Origin of the sequence: Prauserella shujinwangii, from assembly GCF_003001955.1 — a bacterium.
Taxonomy (GTDB): domain Bacteria; phylum Actinomycetota; class Actinomycetes; order Mycobacteriales; family Pseudonocardiaceae; genus Qaidamihabitans; species Qaidamihabitans shujinwangii.
The window spans coordinates 434,544-454,626 of sequence record NZ_PVNH01000003.1 but is presented as its reverse complement, the minus strand read 5'-3'; the positions used below and the strand labels follow the sequence as shown (position 1 = coordinate 454,626).

Genomic DNA, 20,083 nt, shown 5'->3' with positions numbered 1-20,083 from the left:
ATCAGGGCGGTCGACGCCGCGCCCGGCGATGTGCCCTTGCGCCTGCATCTTGCGGAGACACTGATCGGCGCCAGGCGTGGTGACGAGGCCGTCGCTCACCTTGCCACCGTCCTGGCAGCGGAACCGGGCAACGAGCCGGCGCGGAGGCTGATGGCGGCGGCCGTGGGCGGCGGCCCGGTTGCCGCTTCGTCCACTGCGGACAGCGGGTTCGACTGGCAACGTGCCGAGGAGGAGCTGCGCGAAGTCGCCGACCCGGTGCTCGACGTGGAGCGGCGTGCCCTCGACGTGGAGCGGCCGGCGTTGACGCTGGCCGACGTCGGCGGTCTGACCGAGGTCAAGAAGCGCCTGGACGCGGCGTTCCTCGCCCCGCTGCGCAACCCGGGACTGCGCGAGCTGTACGGCAAGAGCCTGAAGGGCGGGCTCCTGCTGTACGGGCCGCCGGGCTGCGGGAAGACGTTCCTCGCCAGGGCCGTCGCGGGTGAGCTGGGGGCACGATTCCTGTCCGTGTCCCTCGCCGACGTACTCGACATGTGGATCGGCCAGAGCGAGAAGAACCTCCACCACGTTTTCGAAGTGGCCAGGTCAGGCGCACCGTGCGTGGTCTTCCTCGACGAGGTCGACGCCATCGGCCAGCGGCGGAGCCAGTTGCGGCGCTCCGCGATGCGGTCCACGGTCAACCAGCTGCTGTCCGAGTTGGACGGAGTGGATTCGCGGAACGAGGGCGTGTTCGTCCTCGCGGCCACCAACGCGCCCTGGGACGTCGACGTGGCGTTGCGCAGGCCCGGTCGGCTCGACCGCATGGTGCTGGTGCTACCGCCGGACCAGGCCGCGCGCGAAGCGATCCTCCGCTTCCACCTGAGGCAACGTCCCGTGGGGCACGTGGACCTGCGCAAGCTGGCGAAGCGGACGGAGGGCTGGACGGGGGCCGACCTCGCCCACGTCTGCGAGCTGGCCACGGAGCGGGCGCTGCTGGAGTCGGCGGCGTCCGGTGACGTCCGCGAGATCGGCATGGAGCATCTGCAGGCCGCCGTCGCCGAGGTGCGGCCGTCCGCGCGTCCGTGGTTCGACAGTGCCCGCAACGTCGCTCTCTTCGCCGATCACGGCGGCGAGTACGACGAACTTCTCCGGTACCTCAAGAAGAACAGGATGGCGTAGATGAGGGAGCAGGCGGCCGACTCGCTGTGGAGAGCACAGGCGCTCGCGGAGCTGGGCAGGCACGACCAGGCACGCATGGAGATCGGCAGGCTCCTCGCCGAGAACCCCGAATCGCCGGACGCCCTGTGCGTCCTCGCGGAGTGCGAGCTGCGGCTCGGCGACGCCGCGGAGGCACGTCGGGTCGCGTCGTCGGCGCTCGCGCTGGACCCCGAGTCGGACGCGGCGTTGCGGCTGCACGCGGTCAGCTCGTTGGAACTGGGCGACCGTGCTGCCGCGGTGCGTTCCGCGCGGGCCGCGGTCCGCGCCACGCCCGAGGACGCCGTCACCCGTTACACGCTCGGCCAGGTGCTCGTCCAGAACGCCGAGGCACCGAGCGTGGAAGTGGTGGCCGAGGCGCGGGACGCGGCGGACCGGGCGGTCGAGCTCGCGCCGGGCGAACCGGCCCCGTACGTGCTGTCGGGGCTGGCCGCGGGCGCGGCGGGCGACCGCCGCGCCGAGCGGGCGGCGTACGAGCAAGCGTTGCGCCTCGATCCGCACGACACCATGGCGCTCAACAACCTCGCCGCCATGGACATCCGCCGTGCCCGGCTGGGACGCGGTGCCCGGCGCGTCGTCGCCGCCCTGCGGGAGGACCCGCAGGAGGGAAGGCTGTACGCCCAGCGACACCAGAGGAGTTGTTCGGCATTGGATGACTTTGATCCCATGACTCTACCGGAAGCTGCCGCGTGGAGGCGGTCGCACGAACCCCCGCCCAGCTTGCAAGATTACGTAGCCGAACAGGTATCGGTTTCAAAGGCCGTCTCTGTATCGACGCTCATCGTGCCGACCTTTATTCTCAACCGCGGTTGCATTCTTGTCCGCATGCTGTTTGAGGAGGAATCATTTTTCGTTTGGTGGAAGCAGCTAAATGGAAATAAGCAAGAGATTGAGAAGATGATCAATCATCTGCATTTATGGGACTTGTTTGACGTGCAAAGTGATCAAGAAGAGCAAGCTCTGTGGGTACTCGTAGAGCAGATGTCAATTGGATGGCATGCCAAGGCGAGCAAGGACTTTCCTGACCGAGACTTTCGTGTCCTTATAACGGATGAGTACGGACCAACGCGGACAATCTACAGCCCTTCTCAAGAATCGTGAACAGGGTCTTAATTTGTAACTGGTCAGGTCTCGGACGGCGTGTCGAGTTGATCTGTTCCGGGCGTGGCACCCGGGTCGAACTCCAGCTCCTTCGTACGTTGGTGCGCGTCACGGTGGCGACATGCCGGTGATTGTTAACCTGTGGTCAGCAAGAGAAGTTGCCCTATTACTCCAGCCGTAGATCGTGATCGTCATGGTTCTCGGGTGGATTGCCGCTGGTAGTGGGCCTGCCGGGCTCGGTATTGATGTCGTCTACGCCAGACCGAGCAGCGCAGTTGGTGCGCGAGGTCGATGGTCGGGGTGATGACGATTGCGGCGAGCAGGTGCTGGACTTCGTTGCAGGTCAGGGAGATCCAGCCGGTCAAGGTCGCTGCGCGGGCGCGTTCGGTTGCGGCGACGACGGTGAGGAATGCGTGCGTGAGCATCGCCAGAACGGTCCAGCGATGCCAGGAGACCCAGCGGCGGACCTGGTGTTGATCCAGGCCGGCCAAACCTTTGCTGGTTTGGAAGGGTTCTTCGACGCGCCAACGGGTTCCACGCAAGACCGGACAAATGGTCAAAACCATCCTCGTCCGGACCTGTTTCGAAAACGACCCGACTGAAGTGAAATTTGCAAGTATCACATCAGTAAACTAGCCCAAATATTCGCCTAGACGGCGCTCAACGTCTAGAACGATCAACTTAGTCTCGTCGAAAAGAGCGTTCGAGTCAACGGTATGCTCAAGTATGTCGAGGCGACCCTCAGCAGCCTGCAGGGCACGTCTCAGTTCGCTTTCCTCCACAGCCACAGTTTGCTGAGCAGCGTTCCAAAGTTCTGCTTTGATAACCCCAAGAGGAAGCTTTCGAGCACGATAATCACGGCATTTCTTAATGAGATCCTGAGCAACATCAGGGTAAATGGCCATGTCATCCACCGCAAATGGGTTCACGGTTACGACTACTCACCCGCCTTGCTCGGTTACGACTTCGACCGTTCCGGAAGTATAGATTGTGCGTGGCACGCCGTTGAGTACCGTATGGGTCGGACTACTTGTGTTGATGACGTCCTCGATGAACTGAGGCGCAATGCTCCGCCCCGCACCTCGCTGACCTGCGGGTGCGCCAAGGCCGCTAGGCTGCATGCGGTCTACAGCGCGAGTTGCGCCCGGTCGTCAGTTAGTTCGTTGTTCTGACTGTAACCGCACCCTACCTCTCTCAACTACATGTTGTGCCCATGTTTCCCAGTCGCTCCTTCTCTTGGTATTCAAGACTTCGGAGATCGACTCGCCAAGGGCAGTCGCCACGGCCTCCACCGCGAATCGTCTCTCTAAGCGTTCCGTACCGCGCTCAGCAATCGACAACAGTTGCGCTAGAAGGTCTGCATCATTGTGACTTCTCAGGTAGTCTCCAGCTATAGTTATTGCAGCCGCACGGACGTCACCCATAACGTCCCAATGCACACCCGACAGAAATTCGGCTAGATAGTCCTTGTACTTCTCGACTAAACCCCAGTATGAGCACAGAATCTGTAGTGCCAACCTTGCAACCATTGGATCGTTCTCATAGCTGAGAAAGCTTGCGACAAGCTCTTCATGGAAAAATGACTCACACTTTCCAAGAACGTACAGCAGTTTATATGTATCGCGGCCAGCAGAACCATCCGCCAGGATGGTCGCAATCTTCTGAATTTCTCCTTCTCGTACCTCGCCACTTTTAGATCGGCGAACAAGGTCTTCCAACTCTTGATCCATTTCGAGGGCCTTAGTTCCTATCTGGGCAGGTACTTCTCCGTGAAGTCTAGCATCCGACTCGCCCGACTCAGCTGTGCGGAGATTGCCTCGCGTTCGGCCGCAGGCAACCTCGGATCGCTGAGAACTTTGTTCGCGCGATCAATAATCGAGAGAAGACCATTCTGCGCATCACGAACTTCGTGAATATGGTCATACGATTGACCATCGCGCCTGCGTTTCACAACTTCGCCTTGAAGTTCCCGAGCCGCGGCTTCGAGATCCTTCCTTGTTACGTGACTCGACAGATTATCTATCTTGTCGGACAGTTGGTCAGCGAAGCGCATGCCAGGACTAGAACTACCTGACGACGGTGGCGCTGAGAGGTTGTCTGTGCCTTCGCCGAAGACGGAGGCGGCCACGGCGAAGAGGCCGCCGCCGGTGACGGCGGCCGTGCCGCCGGCGGCGATGGCGGGTGCGCCCGCGGCGCAGAGCACACCAGTGGCGCAGGCGGCAGCACCTCCCGCCATCAGAGCACCGCCGGCCACGACGATCGCACCACCCGCGATCATCCCGGCCGTGCCGAGCAGCATGTCACCAATGGCGTCGGCGTTGTAATCCAGGAAGTCCACGACCTCCGACACCGACACCGTCGGGGCGTCGGCCGTGCCGCCGCAGTATTTCACCGACGTGCACGAACCAGACCCGGTGGTCGAGGTCCCCGATTCCGGCGACGACAAGGCCGGATAGTCCACCGTGGCACCACCGACCCGCTCCTCCATCCCACAGTCCATGCCATCCGGCCCCGTGCAACTGATATGCCCATCGACCTCAATCCGGCTGATCGGATTGCCCGCGGTGAAGGCATACCGGTTCCCGGTCCACGGATCGACACTCAAGTTCAGATCCGCCAGCGCTCCGTTGTACATATCCCGCGTCAGGAATCGGTTCAACCCAGGGCTGTAGTCACGGAACCCCATATCGTAGGAGCCGGAGAACGCATCCCAACGTTTACCGTTGAACCGGTAGTAGTTGTACGGCTCTTGGCCTGGGTTCTGGGCGTCCGGTTTGTCGACCCCAGTGAACGCCTCCACATCATCCCTGCCATAAGCCGTGTAGCCGTAGGTAGCCCGGGTATCACCCGACTCACCGGTCAACGTCTCCACATCGGTGTGCGGGTTGTACCCGTAGAACGAGTCTTCCGTCACTTCGGGACCGGTGCCGTCGGTGTCGTGCTTCAACTGCGACAGGCGCTGGCCCCAGGGGTCGTAGGCATACGAACGTTGCAGCTGACCGGCGATCTCCTCGGTCACCACCTTGTCCGTCAAACCGAGGTAGGCGAACTCCGTCGTCTCCCCGCCGCTGGTCTTCGACGTCGTACGGTCCAGCGGGTCATAGCTGTAGGTGGTCGTCTCCAGACCGCCCGAATCGGCCAGCTTCTGATGTTCGACGGTGCGGTCGAACCCGTCATAGGACAGCTTCTCGATGATCTGCCCCGCCGCCGTCACCGTGTTCAACCGGCCGAACGGATCATAGTTGTAGGAAGCGGTGGTGCCGTCGACAGTGGCGGACACCAACCGGTTGCGGTCATAGGTGAACGCCGTCGTCACACCCTCCAACGTCTGCTCGATGACGTTGGCATTCGCATCGTGGACGTAGTTCTCCTCTTCCAGCACCGCACCCGAACCAGCCGCCCTCTTCACCACATGAGCGATACGGTCCTGCGGGTCATACGTGTACTCCCGCACCCGATCCAGATACGCACCCGGATCATCAGCGTTCTGAATCGTCGAGGCGTCCCGGGTGCGGTGGCCGTTGGCGTTGTAATCCAGCACGTGCCGGGCCACCAGCGTGCCGTCGGACTTCTTCTCCACCTGCGAGGCCAGCGTGCCGTCCAGGTGATAGTCGTAGTCGACGGTGTTGCCGTTGGCCTTCACCTGCCGCGCCACCTGCCCACGCGCGGTGTAGCCGTAGGTGGTGACCTTCGGATCGCGCCCGGTCTCGGTGTTGGTCACCTTCGACACCAGATCCCGCGGGTCGTACTCGAACGCCGCATCCTGGCTGTCGTGGTGGCGGGTGAGCGGGTTGCCGTTCGGGTCGTAGGTGAAGCTCGTGGTGTTCTCCACCGCCCCGGCGAGCTTCTCCTGCACACGCGCCAACTGGTTCAGCCCGTCGTAGGTCATGGCGTAGGCGTCGGCCTTCGCCCCGGAACTGCCGTCGGTGAGCGAGGTCAGGTTGCCGTTGGCGTCGTAGGTGTAGCCGAACGTCTTGGCCTCGGTGTCGGTGTCACCGGAGTTGTCCCGGACGAGCTTGACGGCGTCGGCGACGACCTGGCCGTCGGTGTCGTCGGTGAGCACGACGCTGTGGGTGTTTCCCTCGGTGAACCGGTGGCTGCCGAGGCTGACCCACTCGCCGCCCTGCTGGCTCTGGTCCACCCGGGCCGTGGTGGCCCCGTCGGCGTGGTGCACGGTGTACGGCGCGTTGGTCGCCGCGGCGGCCGGGTAACGCACGAACACCTCGTAGGTGCCGTCCTGCGGCACGACCGGGGTCCAGGTGAACGTCGACTCCCCGGTGCCGGCGGGTGCGGTGCGGTAGTCGTAGCCGCTGTATCCGCTGCCGTCGCCACTCGTGGCCCACGTGCCCACGGTCTTGACCCTCGGCGTGTCGGAGTTGTCGGTCAGTGCGACGTGCCTGCCGACGGGCACGCCGTCGTCGGAGCGGGACCGCAGTTTGCCGTCGGGGTAGTACTCCCAGGTCATCGTGCGCGACGACGACCCGCCCGCCGAGGTGAGCGTGCGGTGGGTCTGCTGACCGAGGGCGTTGTAGTCGTAGCTGGTGACGATGTCCCACGGGTCGGTGGACGAGCGGATCCAGCCGTTGTCGAAGTAGTCGTAGGTGGTGGTGTTGCGCACGCTCTGCCCGGCTGAGGGCGGCGCGGACACCTTCGTCAGATTGCCCACCTTGTCGTAGGCGTAGCGGGTGATGTCCGGGGCGTTGTAGCGCGCGTGGTCCGGATCGAACGCGGTGTGCCGTTCGATCGGACGGTTCAGCTTGTCGTAAACGGTCCGGGTGGCGAAGTCGTCCGGGTCACCCGGCGTGTCGACACCACGCGGACTGATCACGCGCGTGCGGTTGCCGACCTCGTCGTACTCGAAACGGGTGGTGCGCACGACCGTGCCGCCACTGCCGTCGGCCTTGTGCGGTACACGCACCTCGGCGAGCTTGCCGCGCTGATCGTAGACGTAGGTGGTGGTGACCCCGGCCGCGTCGGTCGTGGTCACGGTGTTGCCGTCGAGGTCGTAGGACCGGCGGGTGACGTTGCCCTCAGCGTCGGTGACCGAGACACGCCGGTGGTTGCCGTCATAGCCGAACTTGGTGGTGAAATCACCGGGATCGGCCGTGGCGTTCTTCCGCGGGTCGACCACCGTGACGAGGTTGCCCACCTCGTCGTACTCGTAGGTGATCTTCTCGCCCTCGGCGTTGATCGCCTCAACCAGCTGCGAGATCGGATCGTAGGCGTAGCGGGTGACGTAGTCGTCGGGGTCGTCCGGGGTCAGCGTGCCCAGGGGCTGGGTCTCGGCGACCAGATTGCCGATCTTGTCGTAGGCGAACGTCGAGCGCCGTTCCGGCCCGGTGGGGGTGTCCTTCGGCTCGGTGGCGGCGACGAGCTGGTCGGCAGCGTCGTAGGTGGCGGTGGTGACCGCGCCGTTGGGTGCGGTGGCCTTCGTGACGTTGTCGTTGGCGTCGTAGACGGGCGCCGGTGTGGTGATCAGCTCACCGGCGGCCTGGTCCTTGGGGGTGGTCGACTCCATCGGGCGGCCGAACACGTCGTAGGCCATCGTGGTGGTGGCGCCGCCCGCGTCGGTGGCCTCGGTGACCTGGCCGCGCTCGTCGTACACCACAGTGGACACCTCACCCAGCGCGTTGGTGGTGGTGCGCGGGAAACCGGTGGCGTGGTAGTCGCCGTAGGTGGTCGTGTTGCCGCCCGCGTCGGTGACGGTGAGCAGCTGCCCGTGCTCATCGTAGCGGTAGCTGGTCTGGTAGTCGCCGGCCACGTCGGTCGTGGCCACGCCCTTCGGGTCGGTGACCGTGGTCAGGTTGCCGCGGGAGTCGTAGCCGAACGTCCACCTGCGACCTTCGGGACTGGTCTTCGCGGTGAGCTCTGCGGTGTGCCCGTCGAGTCCGCGCTGGTACTCCAGTGTGGTGGCTGGGGTGTCGTTCGCGACGGCTTCGGCGTCGCGGATCGAGGTCGGGTAGCCGGTCTTCGCGTCGTAGGTCCAGCGCGACTCCGCGCCGTTCGCCTCGGTGAGCGCGACCACGTTGTTGTCGGCGTCCCAGGAGAGCCGGGTGGTTTCGTTCCTGGCGTTGGTGGTGCGGATCGGGCGGCCGTAGCCGTCCATCCGGTAGGTGGTCGCGTGGCCCTCGGCGTCGGTGACCGTGGACTCGCGCTGTGACCCGGTGGAGCCGTCGGGGTCGGCGTAGGCGAAGCCGGTGTCGAAGCCCAGCCGGTCGGTCAGCGTCCGCAGCTTCCACTTGTCCTTGGGATCGACCGGGGCCTCGTAGTAGGTCAGGTTGGTGGTGTTGCCGCGCGGGTCGGTGACCGCCACCAGCTTGACGTTCTTGTTGCCCTGGGTGGCGTCGTAGGCGAAACCGAACGTCTTCGCCTTCGGCGTGCCCGCACCGTCGACGAGTTCGGTCAGCAGCCCCTTGTCGTCGTAGCCGAAGGTGATCGTCCGGCCCGAGACGTCGGTGACCGACTGCAGCATGTCGCGCAACTTCGGGTTGTTGGTCTCGCCCTTCTCCCAGTAGTCGAGCGTGAGCGTCTTGCGCCCGGCCGGGTCGGTGACATAGGCCAGGAACTTGCGCGGCTGGTTGTTCGAACGCCGCTCGGTGTAGGTGAAGATCTGCTCGTTGCCGTTGCGATCGCGGATCGCGGTGAGCCAGCCCTCGTCGTCGAAGACGAACGTGGTGCGATCCGGGCGCGTCATCGTCCACCGCCGGGAGTCGTCGTCACCCCCACTGCGCCGCAGGTACAGATGCACGCCCGCGGGCCGGTCGTAGGTCCAGGCCGCCGGATCGGTCGAGCCGTGCTTGTTCAGCGTGAACACGTGGCTGGTGCCGTCCCCGTCCGGCAGGGTGACCCGCGAGGGATGGTCCTGCCCGCGTGGGTGCAGATCGAGGGAGGTGCCCAGCCGCACCAGTCCCGAGGCGGCCATCGACCAGCCGTACCCCATCGAGGTGGCGGACGTGTCCAGGCTGTTGTAGGTCATCCGCACGAACGTCGACAGCCCGCGGCCCGGGTTGGACAGCGCGTCGTAGGAGAACACCGTGTTCCCGGCGAACTGGTTCACCAGCACGTTCGATCCGGAGCCGGTGGCCTTGCCCACGTAGGAGTAGAACTTCTCCAGACCCAGCTCGTCGCTGGTCGGGTCCTCGACGGTGACGTTCTGCGGCAGTGCCGGGATCCCGCCCGTGCCGGACAGCCAGGTGCCGTCCGCCGTGTTGCGCAGGTCCCAGTTGAGCACGAACTGCTCGCGCTTGTTGCCCGCCTCGCTCTGGATGGGGGTCTTGACCCGCGCCTGCACGGTCACCGTGCCCTGCGGCGGCACGTCCGCGGGCAGGGCGGTCTCCAGCCGGTTGCCCGACGTGGTGACGTCCGTGCCATCCGGCAGCTTCCACCGGTAGGACAGCACGCGGTTGCCCGCCGACCAGGTGGTGCCGGTGGTGTTGGTCAACGTGACCGGGATCGTGTACTCGTCACCCGGGATCATCCGCACCGACGGCGTCGCCGGCGCGTGGTAGGTTGACGCCGCCGTCGGCTCCGTGTAGGTGACCACCAGGTTCGGCCGCAACTGCGGCTCGGCCGCCTCATCGGAGAGGAACAGCACCCGCTGCCGGGCGGTGCCGCCCTCGTCGCGCAGCTTCACCAGGTAGCCGTGGTTGGAGGCGGGATTGTCGATCCAGCCCTGGACCACGCCCGCGTTCTCCCAGATGTGCCATCGGGGGTCGTTGGTGATGCCGACCACCTGGTCCAGCGCGGGTCCGATCGATCCGCCCGGCGTGCTCCACGTGGTCGTCGCCGAGGCCCGGTTCCAGGTCGCCTCACCCTCCACGAAGGACTGTCGCAGCGCGTGGGCGTCGAAGGTGGCTCCGCTGCCGTTGGAGTAGAAGCCCCACAGCTGGAAGTCGGCGTCCTCGACCATGGCCCCGGACGGGATCTGCGACAGCCCGTCGAAGCGCACCACGGCCCGGCTGTTGCCGTAGGCGTAGGAGTTGTTGCCCGCCATCAGCCACGGCTGGCCCCCGAAGGTGTTCAGGTTGGTGTCCGGTCGCCCCGACGCGAGCGTGGCATCGCTGACACCGCCGTGGAAGATCTTCGTGGTTCGCCCCGCCTTGGGCAACCGCGCCACCTGGGTCGGGCCCGGGATCACCTGGCCGTCCCGGGTCTTGGCCGCGATCATGTAGTAGTAGGCGTTGCCGAACGGATCCGGTGACTCCGCCGGGGTGGGTTCGGCGGTGGTGTCGGTGAAGTTCGTCGTTCCCGGCGCCAGCGGCGCGATCAACGTCGACGCCGACGGGGTGAAAGCCTGGAACACGCTGCGGTGCACCTGGTACTCCACCAGGTCGTCCGCGGGGTCGGCCGGATCGCCCTCGGCGTAGGGCTCCCACACCAGCTCCGCGCCGGTGGCGTGGATCGTCGTCGGGTAGTGCAGCTCCACACTCGGCCGCCCGTAGGTCAGGATCAGCTTCGGGCGGTTCTCCACCTCGAGGTTGTACGCGTACTCGGCCGCCTGGTAGATCGCCCCGCCCCGGTTCAGGGACTCGTTGACCGGCTTGAGCATGATGCCGTGGTTGGGTGCGGAACCCGACACCCACGACTGCGCGATGTTGCGCACATCGAACTCGTGCCAGACGTTCGCCACGTTGGCCTTCTTGACCTGTGTGGACAGTCCGGCCTCGGCGAACGCGTCGTGGATGGTGTTCCAGGTGGAGCTGCTCTCGCTCCACGCGCGGGTGATCCGCCGTGCCTCGATCGTCACGTCGTTGGCGCCGGTGTAGAGGTCGTTGTCGTAGTAGACACGCATCCGGGCGGAATCCAGCGCCGTGCCAGGTGGCACCATGGACGTGTCGAACTTGACCAGGCTGCGCGCCACCCCCCACGGGTCCGTGCCCACCGACAGCCGGTAGCTGGAGCCGTCGTTGCGATCGGGAGTGTCCGACCAGATCTGCAGGTCCTGACCGGTCGTCGGGGTCGGCTCCACCTTGATCGTCGGGTCGATCACCACCGGATACATGCGCTCCGGAGCGTGCAGCCATTCCCTGTCCGCGCGCACGGTGATGGTGAACTCCGAACCGTGCTGCTCGACCGACTGGGTCACCTTCTCGCTGAACGCCTTGCCGTGCGGGGACTTGTCGTCCCACGCGCGGTCGTGCATGAACGGCTTCGGCATCACGAAGACCGGCGGTCCGTCGCCGCGGGGACCGGCCGGGAAGAATCCGATCGACCCGTCGGCCAGCTCCCGCGCGGTGACCCCGCCCAGCCGCATCGTGAACCGGAAGACCGGGTCGTCCACCGGCTCGGCGAGGACGATGTTCTCCTTCAGCGACTCGCCGGTCACCTCGTACACCACGTCCGCGCCGGGGAACGCCCCCGGATAGATCACCGTGTCACCCTCGACCCGTGGCGTCAGCGACCGGCGTTCCCCCGCCAGGCCCAGCGCGATGTGCCTGCCGCCGTGCTCGAACCGCACCAGCCGGTCCGAGGAGTCGCCGAACCGAGACCGGAACGTGTTGGCGTCGTTGGAGAACCGGTAGCCGTCCCGTCCCTGCTCGCGCACCGTCGTGTCGATGTCCCGCCACTGTCCGTCGCTACCGCGGAAGTGCCTGCGCTCCGCTGAGATCTCCACCTGCGTGCGGCCGTCCGACAGAGCGAACACCTTCGCCGTGGGCGACCGCTTGCCCACCAGCTCCCGCACCCGCTTCGGCGGCTCCGCCTTCCGCGGCGGCGCGGCCACCCGGCCCGGCTCCGGCGCTGCCGCCGCCTCGTCCGGGCCCAGCGCGTCCACCAGCGACGACCACAGGCGGCTCAGCCCGAGATCCACCCCGCCACCGGCCGGTGTCACCGGTGGTCCCACCGGAAGCCCTACGAACACCAGCGCGGTGAGCACCACGACGACGGCAGCACGGACGAGCACAGTCGGCCCACGGCGCATGACGAGAATCCCCTCAGCTCCCAGCCCAGAACCGGTGCAGGCTTCACCGGCACCACACACCCCACCATGCGATGCACAACACCGAAATAAACCAACAAGCCCAAACCGGCCCAAGTTCGCCTAGTCCGGACAGAGGTTGCAGAACGGCTATGAAGAATGCAAAATGCCGCCACTCCGGCAGCTCAATCGGGACGCCCACGAACACACACCCAGACTCTTACTGTCCACAGCGGACACTAGGCCGTCCGGGTGAGCCGGTCCGGTGATCGGCCGCGGTCGTGGCCCACTCCGGGTACGACCCGGGACCAGGAACACCAGGGGGGCCAGACGTCGCCTCCCGCCCCGAAAACGATCACGAGCCAGCCGGCAAGCCGCTAACAAACCGGTCACGGACGACCACGCTCGTCCACCTCTCTCCGAGACTCCTGGAGACCGCACCTGTGCGTGCGCACGGAAAGGAACCGATGAACGAGCACGACCCGTACCCGGCCGAGTCCCACGCCAGCGAGACGGCACAGGCCGCTCCACCCCGGCGCCGACGGTTCGGGGCCCTCGCCTGGATCGCCGTCGTCCTCGGTGTGGTCGGACTGGCCGGTTCCCCGGTCGTCCTGCTGAACCTCCTCACGGCCGGCGTGGCGACGGTCGGGCTCGTGCTCGGCGTGATCGCACTGTTCGGCAGCCGGAAGGCACTCGCGCTGACCGGTGTGTCCCTCTGCGTGCTCGCCAACGCCGTCACGGTCGTGTTCCAGCAACGTCTGGCCGACGACCTCGGGAGTTCGCCGCGGGCAGCGGCCACCGAGAAGCCCACGACCAGCACCGAGCCGCTGACGTGGGGGGAGCGGTACACCTGGGAAGGCGGGCTGTCCGTCGAGGTCTCCGAACCCACGGACTGCCTCGGCGGCACCTTCACGAACGGAGAGCTACCGGCTGACGCCGATCGCCCGGTGATGTTGCGCATCAAGATCATCAACAACACCCCGCTGGAGTTCGACGCCACGATGCTCGACCTGAGCACGGAGGCACGGTTCGCTGGTCGCCCCATCAAGCGGTACTTCAGCGAGAGCATGGTCATGGATTGGGGCTGCGCACGAGATCTGCGCGGAGTGACCACCGTGCTGGAGGGAAGCGCCCTGACCTACCCGATCACGTACGACGTGACCGAGAAACCGGGCGAGCTGCGGCTCACCTTCTCGCCCTACCCGACGCAGAACCCGGCCGTGTTCGTCGGCGAGGCCTGAGGCACGGACGGGCTCAGCCCCGCCACCGGTAGCGGCGCTCGGGGCGGCCCGCCGGGCGGTAGCGCAACGTCAGCTCCGCCCGGCCGGCCTCGCGCAGGTACTCCAGGTAGTTGCGGGCGCTGACCCGCGAGATACCGGCCCGCTCCGCGCACTCGGCCGCCGACAGCGTCTCCTCCGCGTCCCGCAGCGTGCGCTCCACCAGCTGCGCGGTCTCGGCGCTGAGCCCCTTGGGCAGCACGGCGGTCGTGGTGCGCGACGTGGCGTTGGCGAGCATCCGGTCCACATCGTCCTGTCCGCGGATCGCGGTGGCGTACAACCCCGCGCGCTGCGTCGCGTAGCGATCCAGCCGGTCGCGCAGGTCCTCGAAACCGAAGGGCTTGAGCACGTAGTTCACCACACCGTGCCGGACCGCCGCTCGGACGGCGTCGCTGTCCTTGGCCGCCGAGATGACCATGACATCGCAGTCGTGACCGGCGGCCCGCAACCGGCTCAGCACCTCGACCCCGTTCAGGTCGGGCAGGTAGAGGTCGAGCAGCACGAGACCGGGCCGCAGCTCGCCCACGGCGGCGATCGCGTCCCTTCCGGTGTGCGCGGTGCCCGCGACCCGGAAGCCGGGTACCCGGCTCACGAATCCACAGTGGATTCTGGCGACGTTGAAGTCGTCGTCGACCACGAGAACGTCGATCATCAGGCTCTACCTCCGGCAGCACCGACGGGGTCCGGCTGGCCGGCCGGGTGGCCGACCGTCATGCGGGCGGTGAACATAGCACCGTCGTCGGTGTTGGTCACCGCGATCTCACCGCCACGGCGCTTGCACACCCGCCGGGTCAGCGCGAGCCCGATACCGCGCTCCCCTGCCTGCGCGGCCTTCGTCGTGAACCCGTGTGAGAACACCTCCTGCGCCAGCTCCGGCGCCACGCCGGGACCGGAGTCCTGCACGACGATCTCCACCGTCGTCGCGTCCTGCCGCAACTCCACCTCCACCCAGGACTGACTGCCGGCGGCCGCGGCGTCGACCGCGTTGTCGACGAGGTTGCCGACCACCGTCGCCACGTCGGCGGAGTCCTGCGGGTCCAGGTGCCGCAGCGCGGTGCGCTCGGAGAGGCGCAGCTCCACCCTGCGCTCGGCGGCCTGCGCGGCCTTCGCCATCAGCAGCGCCGAGATCGCCGTGTCCTCGACCCGCCGCGCGAGCGTCAGGTCGAGCGACTGCCGGTGCCCGCTCAGCGCGTCGACGTACCGCACCACCTCGTCGTACTCCCCGATCTGGATCAGTCCCGAGATCGTGTGCAGCTGGTTGGTGAACTCGTGCGCCTGGGCGCGGAGCAGCTCGGTGGTGCTGCGGAACGAGCCGAGTTCGCGCTCCCGCTCGGCGAGCTCGGTGCGGTCGCGCAGGGTCGTCACCGAGCCGAGCCTGCGGCCGTCCTTGGTCACGTCCATCCGGTTCAGCAGCAGCACTCGCCCCCGGCGCAGCACGACCTCGTCGCGGGCCTCGCCGCCCGAGTCGAGCAGGACGTCCCGCAGGCGGCCCTCGATGCCCGCCTCGGCGAGCGTCTTGCCCACGCAGTCCTCCGGCAGGTCGAGCAGTGCCCGCGCGGGCTCGTTGACGAGCGTGATCCGCTGGTACGGGTCGAGCGCGACGACGCCCTCCGCGATGCCGTAGAGCATCGCCTCGCGGTGCTCGGCCAGCCCGGCGATCTCCTGCGGCTCCATGCCGAACGTCTGCCGCTTGATGCGCCGCGCCAGCAGCCACGAGCCGAGCAGGCCGATAAGGCTGGCGATCCCCAGGTAGATGGCCAGGTAGGAGGACGCGCCGTGCAGCCGCTGCCAGACCGTCGGCGACGACTCGCCGATCATCACCGTGCCCAGGTGCGTGCCGAGGTTTCCCGCGGTCGCCCCGATCACCGGAACCTGCGCCACGAGCTCCCGCGAACCGTCGATCGTCAGCGTTCCCGACCAGCCGCGACCCTCCGCCACCGCGTCGTCACCGAACGGCAGCGCGGTCCCCACCAGGATCGGGTCGGTGGAGCTGACGACGGTGCCGCGCGCGTCGGCGACCGTCACCGACGTGACCCCGGCCTGCGTCCGCCTCGTCTGCACGAGCGTCGCCAGCGCCTCGTGCGAGGTCGGGGCGTCGAGCTGGTTGCGCACCAGGGGGTTGCTGGCCAGCTGCTCCGCCAGCGCGACCACCCGCCGCCCCTCGACGCGGCTGAACGTGACCTCGGACTGCGTGATCGACAGCGCACCGACCGCGACGAGCACCAGCAGCATGATCGCCAGCTGCCAGGCGAGCAGCTGACCGGCCAGGGAGGGCCGAAATCTCATGACCACAATGAACACAACCTTCGCTACTGACGTAACGCTGACGTCTGCCCGTCGGAAGAGCAACCATCATCGCCCTGAACTGCCGTGAAACGAAAGTGAAACCACGATGAGAAAGTTCCGGACCACGATCATCGGTGCGCTCGCCGCGGCGTCGATGCTGGCGATGAGTGCGTGTGGGGCTACCGCGGGCAACGAGGGCGACAGCGGGGCGACCGGCGAAGGGCCGGTCTCCGGGCTGCGGATCATGGTGCCCAACAGCCCCGGTGGCGGCTACGACACCACCGCCAGGACCGCCGCCAAGGTGATGGAGGACAACAAGATCGCGTCGGGTGTCGACGTGTTCAACCTCTCCGGCGCGGGCGGCACGGTGGGGCTGCAGCGCACCATCAACGAGAAGGGCAACGGCAAGCTCGCCATGCAGATGGGCCTCGGCGTCGTCGGTGCCTCCTACACGCAGAAGTCGCAGGGCAAGCTGACCGAGACCACGCCGATCGCCAAGGTCGTCGAGGAACCGGGCGCGATCGTCGTACCGAAGAACTCGCCGTACCAGACCATCGATGACCTGGTGCGCGAGTGGAAGGCCGACCCGAAGGGCATCGCCGTCGGCGGAGGCTCCTCGCCCGGCGGACCCGACCACCTGCTGCCCATGCAGCTGGCGAAGAAGGTCGGCATCACACCGAAGAACGTCAACTACGTCTCCTACGACGGCGGCGGCGAACTGCTGCCCGCGATCCTCGGCGGCAAGGTCGCGTTCGGCGCCACCGGAGTCGGCGAGATCCTCGACCAGATCAAGGCGGGCGAGGTGCGCGTGCTCGCCGTGACCAGTGCGCAACCCGTCGACGTCGTCCCGGACGCCCCGACGCTGAAGGACTCCGGGATCGACCTCGTGTTCACCAACTGGCGGGGAATCGTTGCCCCGCCCGGGATCTCCGACGCCGACCGGCAGATGTGGATCGACGTGTACACGAAGATGCACGACACGCAGGACTGGCGGGACCAGCTGGAGAAGTACGGCTGGACCGACGCCTTCGCCACCGGCGACGAGTTCGCGAACTTCCTGAAGAAGCAGGACGAGGAGGTCGCCGGGATCCTGAACGAGCTCGGATTGGCATGACGACGATGAACGACACCGCGCCGCGCTCCGCCGCCCGCGACCCCCAGGGCGGGCGGAGCGCGGACCGCGCACAGTACGGAGTCTGCGCGTTCCTCGCGCTGGTGGGGATCGCGGTGATCGTCGACACGAGCCTGCTCGACGCCGTCACCACCACCAACGACCCGATCGGACCCCGGCCGGTGCCGATGCTGCTCGGCGCGCTGCTGATCGTGGTCTCCGTGGTCTACGCGATCGACGTGGCACGGGGCGGCACCGGCGAGCCGGAGGGCGGCGAGGACGTCGACCTGACCGCCAGCATGAACTGGCGCACCGTCCTCCTGCTCGTGGCGGTGTTCGTGGCGAACGCGTTGCTGATCGACTGGCTCGGCTGGGTGATCAGCGGCTCGCTGCTGTTCTGGGGCTCGGCGATCGCCCTCGGCAGCAGGAGGTACTTCCTCGGCCTGGCGATCGCGATCACGCTGTCGCTCATCACCTTCTACGCGTTCGCGATCGGGCTCGGCGTGAACCTGCCTGCCGGAGTTCTGCGAGGGATTCTGTAGATGGACAACCTGATGGACCTGCTCGCCGGGTTCGGCAACGTCGTCACCCCGGCGAACCTGCTGATCGCGCTCGTCGGCGTGACGGTGGGCACGGCGGTGGGCGTGCTGCCCGGCATCGGCCCCGCGATGACCGTGGCTCTCCTGCTGCCGATCACCTACGGCATGGACCCGACCCAGGCGTTCATCATGTTCGCCGGCATCTTCTACGGCGGCATGTACGGTGGCTCCACCACGTCGATCCTGCTGAACACCCCGGGTGAGTCGTCGTCCGTCATCACGGCGCTCGAAGGCAACAGGATGGCGAAGGCGGGCCGGGCCGCGCAGGCGCTCGCGACGGCGGCCATCGGCTCGTTCGTCGCGGGCACCATCGGCACCCTGCTGCTGGTGCTGGTGACGCCCGCCGTGGTCTCGTTCGCGATCAGCCTCGGCGCTCCCGACTTCCTGGCGATCATCGTGCTGGCGTTCATCGCCGTCACCGCGGTGCTCGGCTCGTCGCGGGTGCGGGGCTTCGCCTCGCTGCTGCTCGGCCTGGTGATCGGCCTGATCGGCATTGACCTGGTCACCGGGCAGCAACGGCTCACGCTCGGCATACCGCAGCTGGCCGACGGGATCGACGTCGTGGTGGTGGCCGTCGGGATCTTCGCCGTCGGCGAGGCGCTGTGGGTGGCCGCGCACCTGCGCCGCAAGGCGGGCGAGGTGATCCCGGTCGGTCAGCCGTGGCTGGGCCGCAAGGACTGGGGCCGGTCGTGGAAGCCGTGGCTGCGCGGCGCCGCGTTCGGCTTCCCGTTCGGCGCCATCCCGGCCGGTGGCGCGGAGATACCGACATTTCTGTCCTATGTGACCGAACGGAAACTGACCAAGCACCCCGAGGAGTTCGGCAAGGGCGCCATCGAGGGTGTCGCCGGGCCGGAGGCGGCCAACAACGCCTCGGCGGCGGGAACCCTGGTACCGATGCTGGCGATCGGGCTGCCGACGAACGCCACCGCGGCGATCATGCTCGCGGCGTTCCAGTCGTACGGGATCCAGCCGGGCCCGCTGCTGTTCGAGCGGGAGTCCACACTGGTCTGGACGCTGATCGCGAGCCTGTTCATCGGCAACCTGCTGCTGCTCGTGCTCAACCTCCCGCTGGCGCCGGTGTGGGCGAAGCTGCTCCGGATCCCGCGTCCCTATCTGTACGCGGGAATCCTGTTCTTCGCCTCCATGGGCGCCTACGCCGTGAACGCCCAGGCGATCGACCTGTTCCTGTTGCTGCTCCTCGGGCTCATCGGGTTCGGCATGCGCCGCTTCGGCCTTCCGGTGCTTCCCCTCATCATCGGGGTCATCCTCGGACCGATGGCGGAACGGCAGGGCCGGATGGCGCTCCAGCTGTCCGGGGGCGACCTGTCCGGGCTCATCGGCGGGCCGGTGTCCTATGTGGTCTACTCGGTGATCGCGCTGATCCTGCTGTGGCCACTGGCCAGGCGGTACGTGCGCCGTGCACAACGGGAGCGACTGCCCGCCTAGGCTCATCACACCCGGCGGCGCGCGGATCGGGCTGTTTGGGTGGCGCGGGCGCGGGTAGGCACCCGGTATGAGTGTGCTGGAGTCTGTGCGAAGCGTGCTGTGGGCGCGGCGGCGTCAACCCGACGACGTCATCTACGGAGTGGCGCTCGCGCATGAACGATTCGGACCCAACGATCTGCTGCGACAGGCGCGGGAGGCCGAGGACGCCGGGTTCGACCTGGTCTGCTGCAGCGACCACCTGGCGCCGTGGTGGGAGCCGGGGGACCCGGCGCCCGCGCACTGCGCGAACCCCTGGGTGTGGCTGGGTGCGGCCGGGCAGGTGACCAGCCGCGTGTCGCTCGGGCCCGCGGTGACGAGCCTCAGCCATCGCTACCATCCGGCGGTGGTCGCCCAGCAGGTCGCGACCATGGAAGCGATGTACCCGGGGCGGGCGTTCCTCGCCGCGGGCTCCGGTGAGGCGATGAACGAGGTTCCCGCCGGGATGGACTGGCCCTCCCCCGCGGAGCAGCTCGGCCGCACCGAGGAGGCGCTGACGATCATCCGGCGCCTGCTCGACGGCGAGACGGTGACGTTCGAGGGCCGCTGGTTCCGCACCGTCGGCGCGCGACTGTACGAGGTGCCCGACCGCAGGCCGCCGATCTTCCTGTCCGCGTTCGGCGAGCAGGCGGCGGAGATCGCGGGCAGGCAGGCCGACGGTGTGTGGACGCTGGCCGATCCGTCCGCGGCTCCCGCCGTGATCGCGGGTTACCGGCGCTCCTGCGAGCGGGCCGGCCGTGAGCCGGGCGAGATCGTCCTGCAGGGCATCGCCGCGGTCGACGACACCGACGAGGCGGCGCTCGACGGTGCCAGGGAGTGGAAGCCGATCCTGGTCAAGGACCACTACCGGGAGGACATCCACGAGCCGGGCCGGATCCAGGAGAACGGCCGGTCGGAGGTGTCGGACCTGAAGTTCAAGGCGATGGGCCTGTTCTCGGCCGATCCGCAGGACCACGTCCGCAAGATCAAGGGGCTGCGGGAGCTCGGCGCGACGGCGATCGTGCTGATGAACGTGTCCGGTACGAACCCGCACGGCACCCTCCGGACCTACGGCGAGTCGGTCCTTCCCGCACTCCGGGAGCGGTAGCCGCCACCCACCCCTGGCCGCACCCAATGTGGC

General features: G+C 67.3%; 12 protein-coding genes and 1 pseudogene. 7 read left to right on the top strand and 6 right to left on the bottom strand.

From position 1 onward, the window contains the following. Nucleotides 1-1,155, top strand: a complete 1,155-nt coding sequence (locus tag B0I33_RS08795) for an ATP-binding protein (protein ID WP_106178054.1) — start codon at nt 1-3, stop codon at nt 1,153-1,155. Continuing rightward, the gene (locus B0I33_RS08790) at nt 1,156-2,292 is read left to right on the top strand and encodes a tetratricopeptide repeat protein (RefSeq protein WP_106178053.1); all 1,137 of its coding nucleotides are present in this window, start codon (nt 1,156-1,158) and stop codon (nt 2,290-2,292) included. A 191-nt stretch (nt 2,293-2,483) separates the two neighbouring features. On the opposite strand, the pseudogene B0I33_RS29895 reads toward B0I33_RS08790, so the two are convergent. The 4 genes and pseudogenes from B0I33_RS29895 to B0I33_RS08780 form a co-directional block, all read right to left on the bottom strand. Continuing rightward, nucleotides 2,484-2,831, bottom strand: a pseudogene (locus B0I33_RS29895) (IS701 family transposase); the annotation flags it as partial. Between the two features lie 93 nt (nt 2,832-2,924). Further along, nucleotides 2,925-3,221 carry a hypothetical protein gene (locus B0I33_RS29640; RefSeq protein WP_146147472.1) on the bottom strand — a complete coding sequence of 99 codons (297 nt, stop codon included), beginning with the start codon at nt 3,219-3,221 and terminating at the stop codon, nt 2,925-2,927. 222 nt (nt 3,222-3,443) lie between these two features. Then, the gene (locus B0I33_RS29635) at nt 3,444-4,022 is read right to left on the bottom strand and encodes a hypothetical protein (protein WP_146147471.1); all 579 of its coding nucleotides are present in this window, start codon (nt 4,020-4,022) and stop codon (nt 3,444-3,446) included. 17 nt (nt 4,023-4,039) lie between these two features. Next, nucleotides 4,040-12,211 (bottom strand): DNRLRE domain-containing protein, encoded by an 8,172-nt coding sequence (locus B0I33_RS08780; RefSeq protein ID WP_106178052.1) that lies wholly within the window; start codon nt 12,209-12,211, stop codon nt 4,040-4,042. A gap of 464 nt (nt 12,212-12,675) precedes the next feature. On the opposite strand from B0I33_RS08780, the gene B0I33_RS08775 reads away from it, so the two are divergent. Continuing rightward, on the top strand, nt 12,676-13,449 hold the full coding sequence (locus B0I33_RS08775; RefSeq protein ID WP_106178051.1) for a hypothetical protein: 774 nt from the start codon (nt 12,676-12,678) through the stop codon (nt 13,447-13,449). Between the two features lie 13 nt (nt 13,450-13,462). On the opposite strand, the gene B0I33_RS08770 is transcribed toward B0I33_RS08775, so the two are convergent. After that, the gene (locus B0I33_RS08770; protein WP_106178050.1) at nt 13,463-14,137 is read right to left on the bottom strand and encodes a response regulator; all 675 of its coding nucleotides are present in this window, start codon (nt 14,135-14,137) and stop codon (nt 13,463-13,465) included. Continuing rightward, nucleotides 14,137-15,771 carry a sensor histidine kinase gene (locus B0I33_RS08765; protein ID WP_219927162.1) on the bottom strand — a complete coding sequence of 545 codons (1,635 nt, stop codon included), beginning with the start codon at nt 15,769-15,771 and terminating at the stop codon, nt 14,137-14,139. The genes B0I33_RS08770 and B0I33_RS08765 overlap by 1 nt, the downstream gene beginning before the upstream one ends. A 106-nt stretch (nt 15,772-15,877) precedes the next feature. On the opposite strand from B0I33_RS08765, the gene B0I33_RS08760 reads away from it, so the two are divergent. The 4 genes from B0I33_RS08760 (at nt 15,878) to B0I33_RS08745 (ending at nt 20,050) form a co-directional block, all read left to right on the top strand. Continuing rightward, nucleotides 15,878-16,885, top strand: a complete 1,008-nt coding sequence (locus B0I33_RS08760; RefSeq protein ID WP_106178049.1) for a Bug family tripartite tricarboxylate transporter substrate binding protein — start codon at nt 15,878-15,880, stop codon at nt 16,883-16,885. Beyond that, a complete protein-coding gene (locus B0I33_RS08755) occupies nt 16,882-17,424 on the top strand; it encodes a tripartite tricarboxylate transporter TctB family protein (RefSeq protein ID WP_106178048.1) in 543 nt (180 codons plus the stop codon). Before B0I33_RS08760 ends, B0I33_RS08755 begins: the two co-directional genes overlap by 4 nt. Next, nucleotides 17,425-18,927 carry a tripartite tricarboxylate transporter permease gene (locus B0I33_RS08750; RefSeq protein WP_106178047.1) on the top strand — a complete coding sequence of 501 codons (1,503 nt, stop codon included), beginning with the start codon at nt 17,425-17,427 and terminating at the stop codon, nt 18,925-18,927. Nucleotides 18,928-19,012: 85 nt separating this feature from the next. Next, entirely contained in the window at nt 19,013-20,050 is a 1,038-nt protein-coding gene (locus B0I33_RS08745) for an LLM class flavin-dependent oxidoreductase (protein ID WP_181193224.1), read from the top strand. Nucleotides 20,051-20,083 lie beyond the last annotated feature (33 nt).

Excerpts from the sequence above, each read along its gene's own strand:
- B0I33_RS08790 (WP_106178053.1), top strand. The coding sequence starts at position 1,156 with ATGAGGGAGCAGGCGGCCGACTCGCTGTGGAGAGCACAGGCGCTCGCG.
- B0I33_RS29635 (WP_146147471.1), bottom strand. The coding sequence starts at position 4,022 with ATGGATCAAGAGTTGGAAGACCTTGTTCGCCGATCTAAAAGTGGCGAG.
- B0I33_RS08780 (WP_106178052.1), bottom strand. The coding sequence starts at position 12,211 with ATGCGCCGTGGGCCGACTGTGCTCGTCCGTGCTGCCGTCGTCGTGGTG.
- B0I33_RS08775 (WP_106178051.1), top strand. The coding sequence starts at position 12,676 with ATGAACGAGCACGACCCGTACCCGGCCGAGTCCCACGCCAGCGAGACG.
- B0I33_RS08770 (WP_106178050.1), bottom strand. The coding sequence starts at position 14,137 with ATGATCGACGTTCTCGTGGTCGACGACGACTTCAACGTCGCCAGAATC.
- B0I33_RS08765 (WP_219927162.1), bottom strand. The coding sequence starts at position 15,771 with ATGAGATTTCGGCCCTCCCTGGCCGGTCAGCTGCTCGCCTGGCAGCTG.
- B0I33_RS08760 (WP_106178049.1), top strand. The coding sequence starts at position 15,878 with ATGAGAAAGTTCCGGACCACGATCATCGGTGCGCTCGCCGCGGCGTCG.
- B0I33_RS08755 (WP_106178048.1), top strand. The coding sequence starts at position 16,882 with ATGACGACGATGAACGACACCGCGCCGCGCTCCGCCGCCCGCGACCCC.
- B0I33_RS08750 (WP_106178047.1), top strand. The coding sequence starts at position 17,425 with ATGGACAACCTGATGGACCTGCTCGCCGGGTTCGGCAACGTCGTCACC.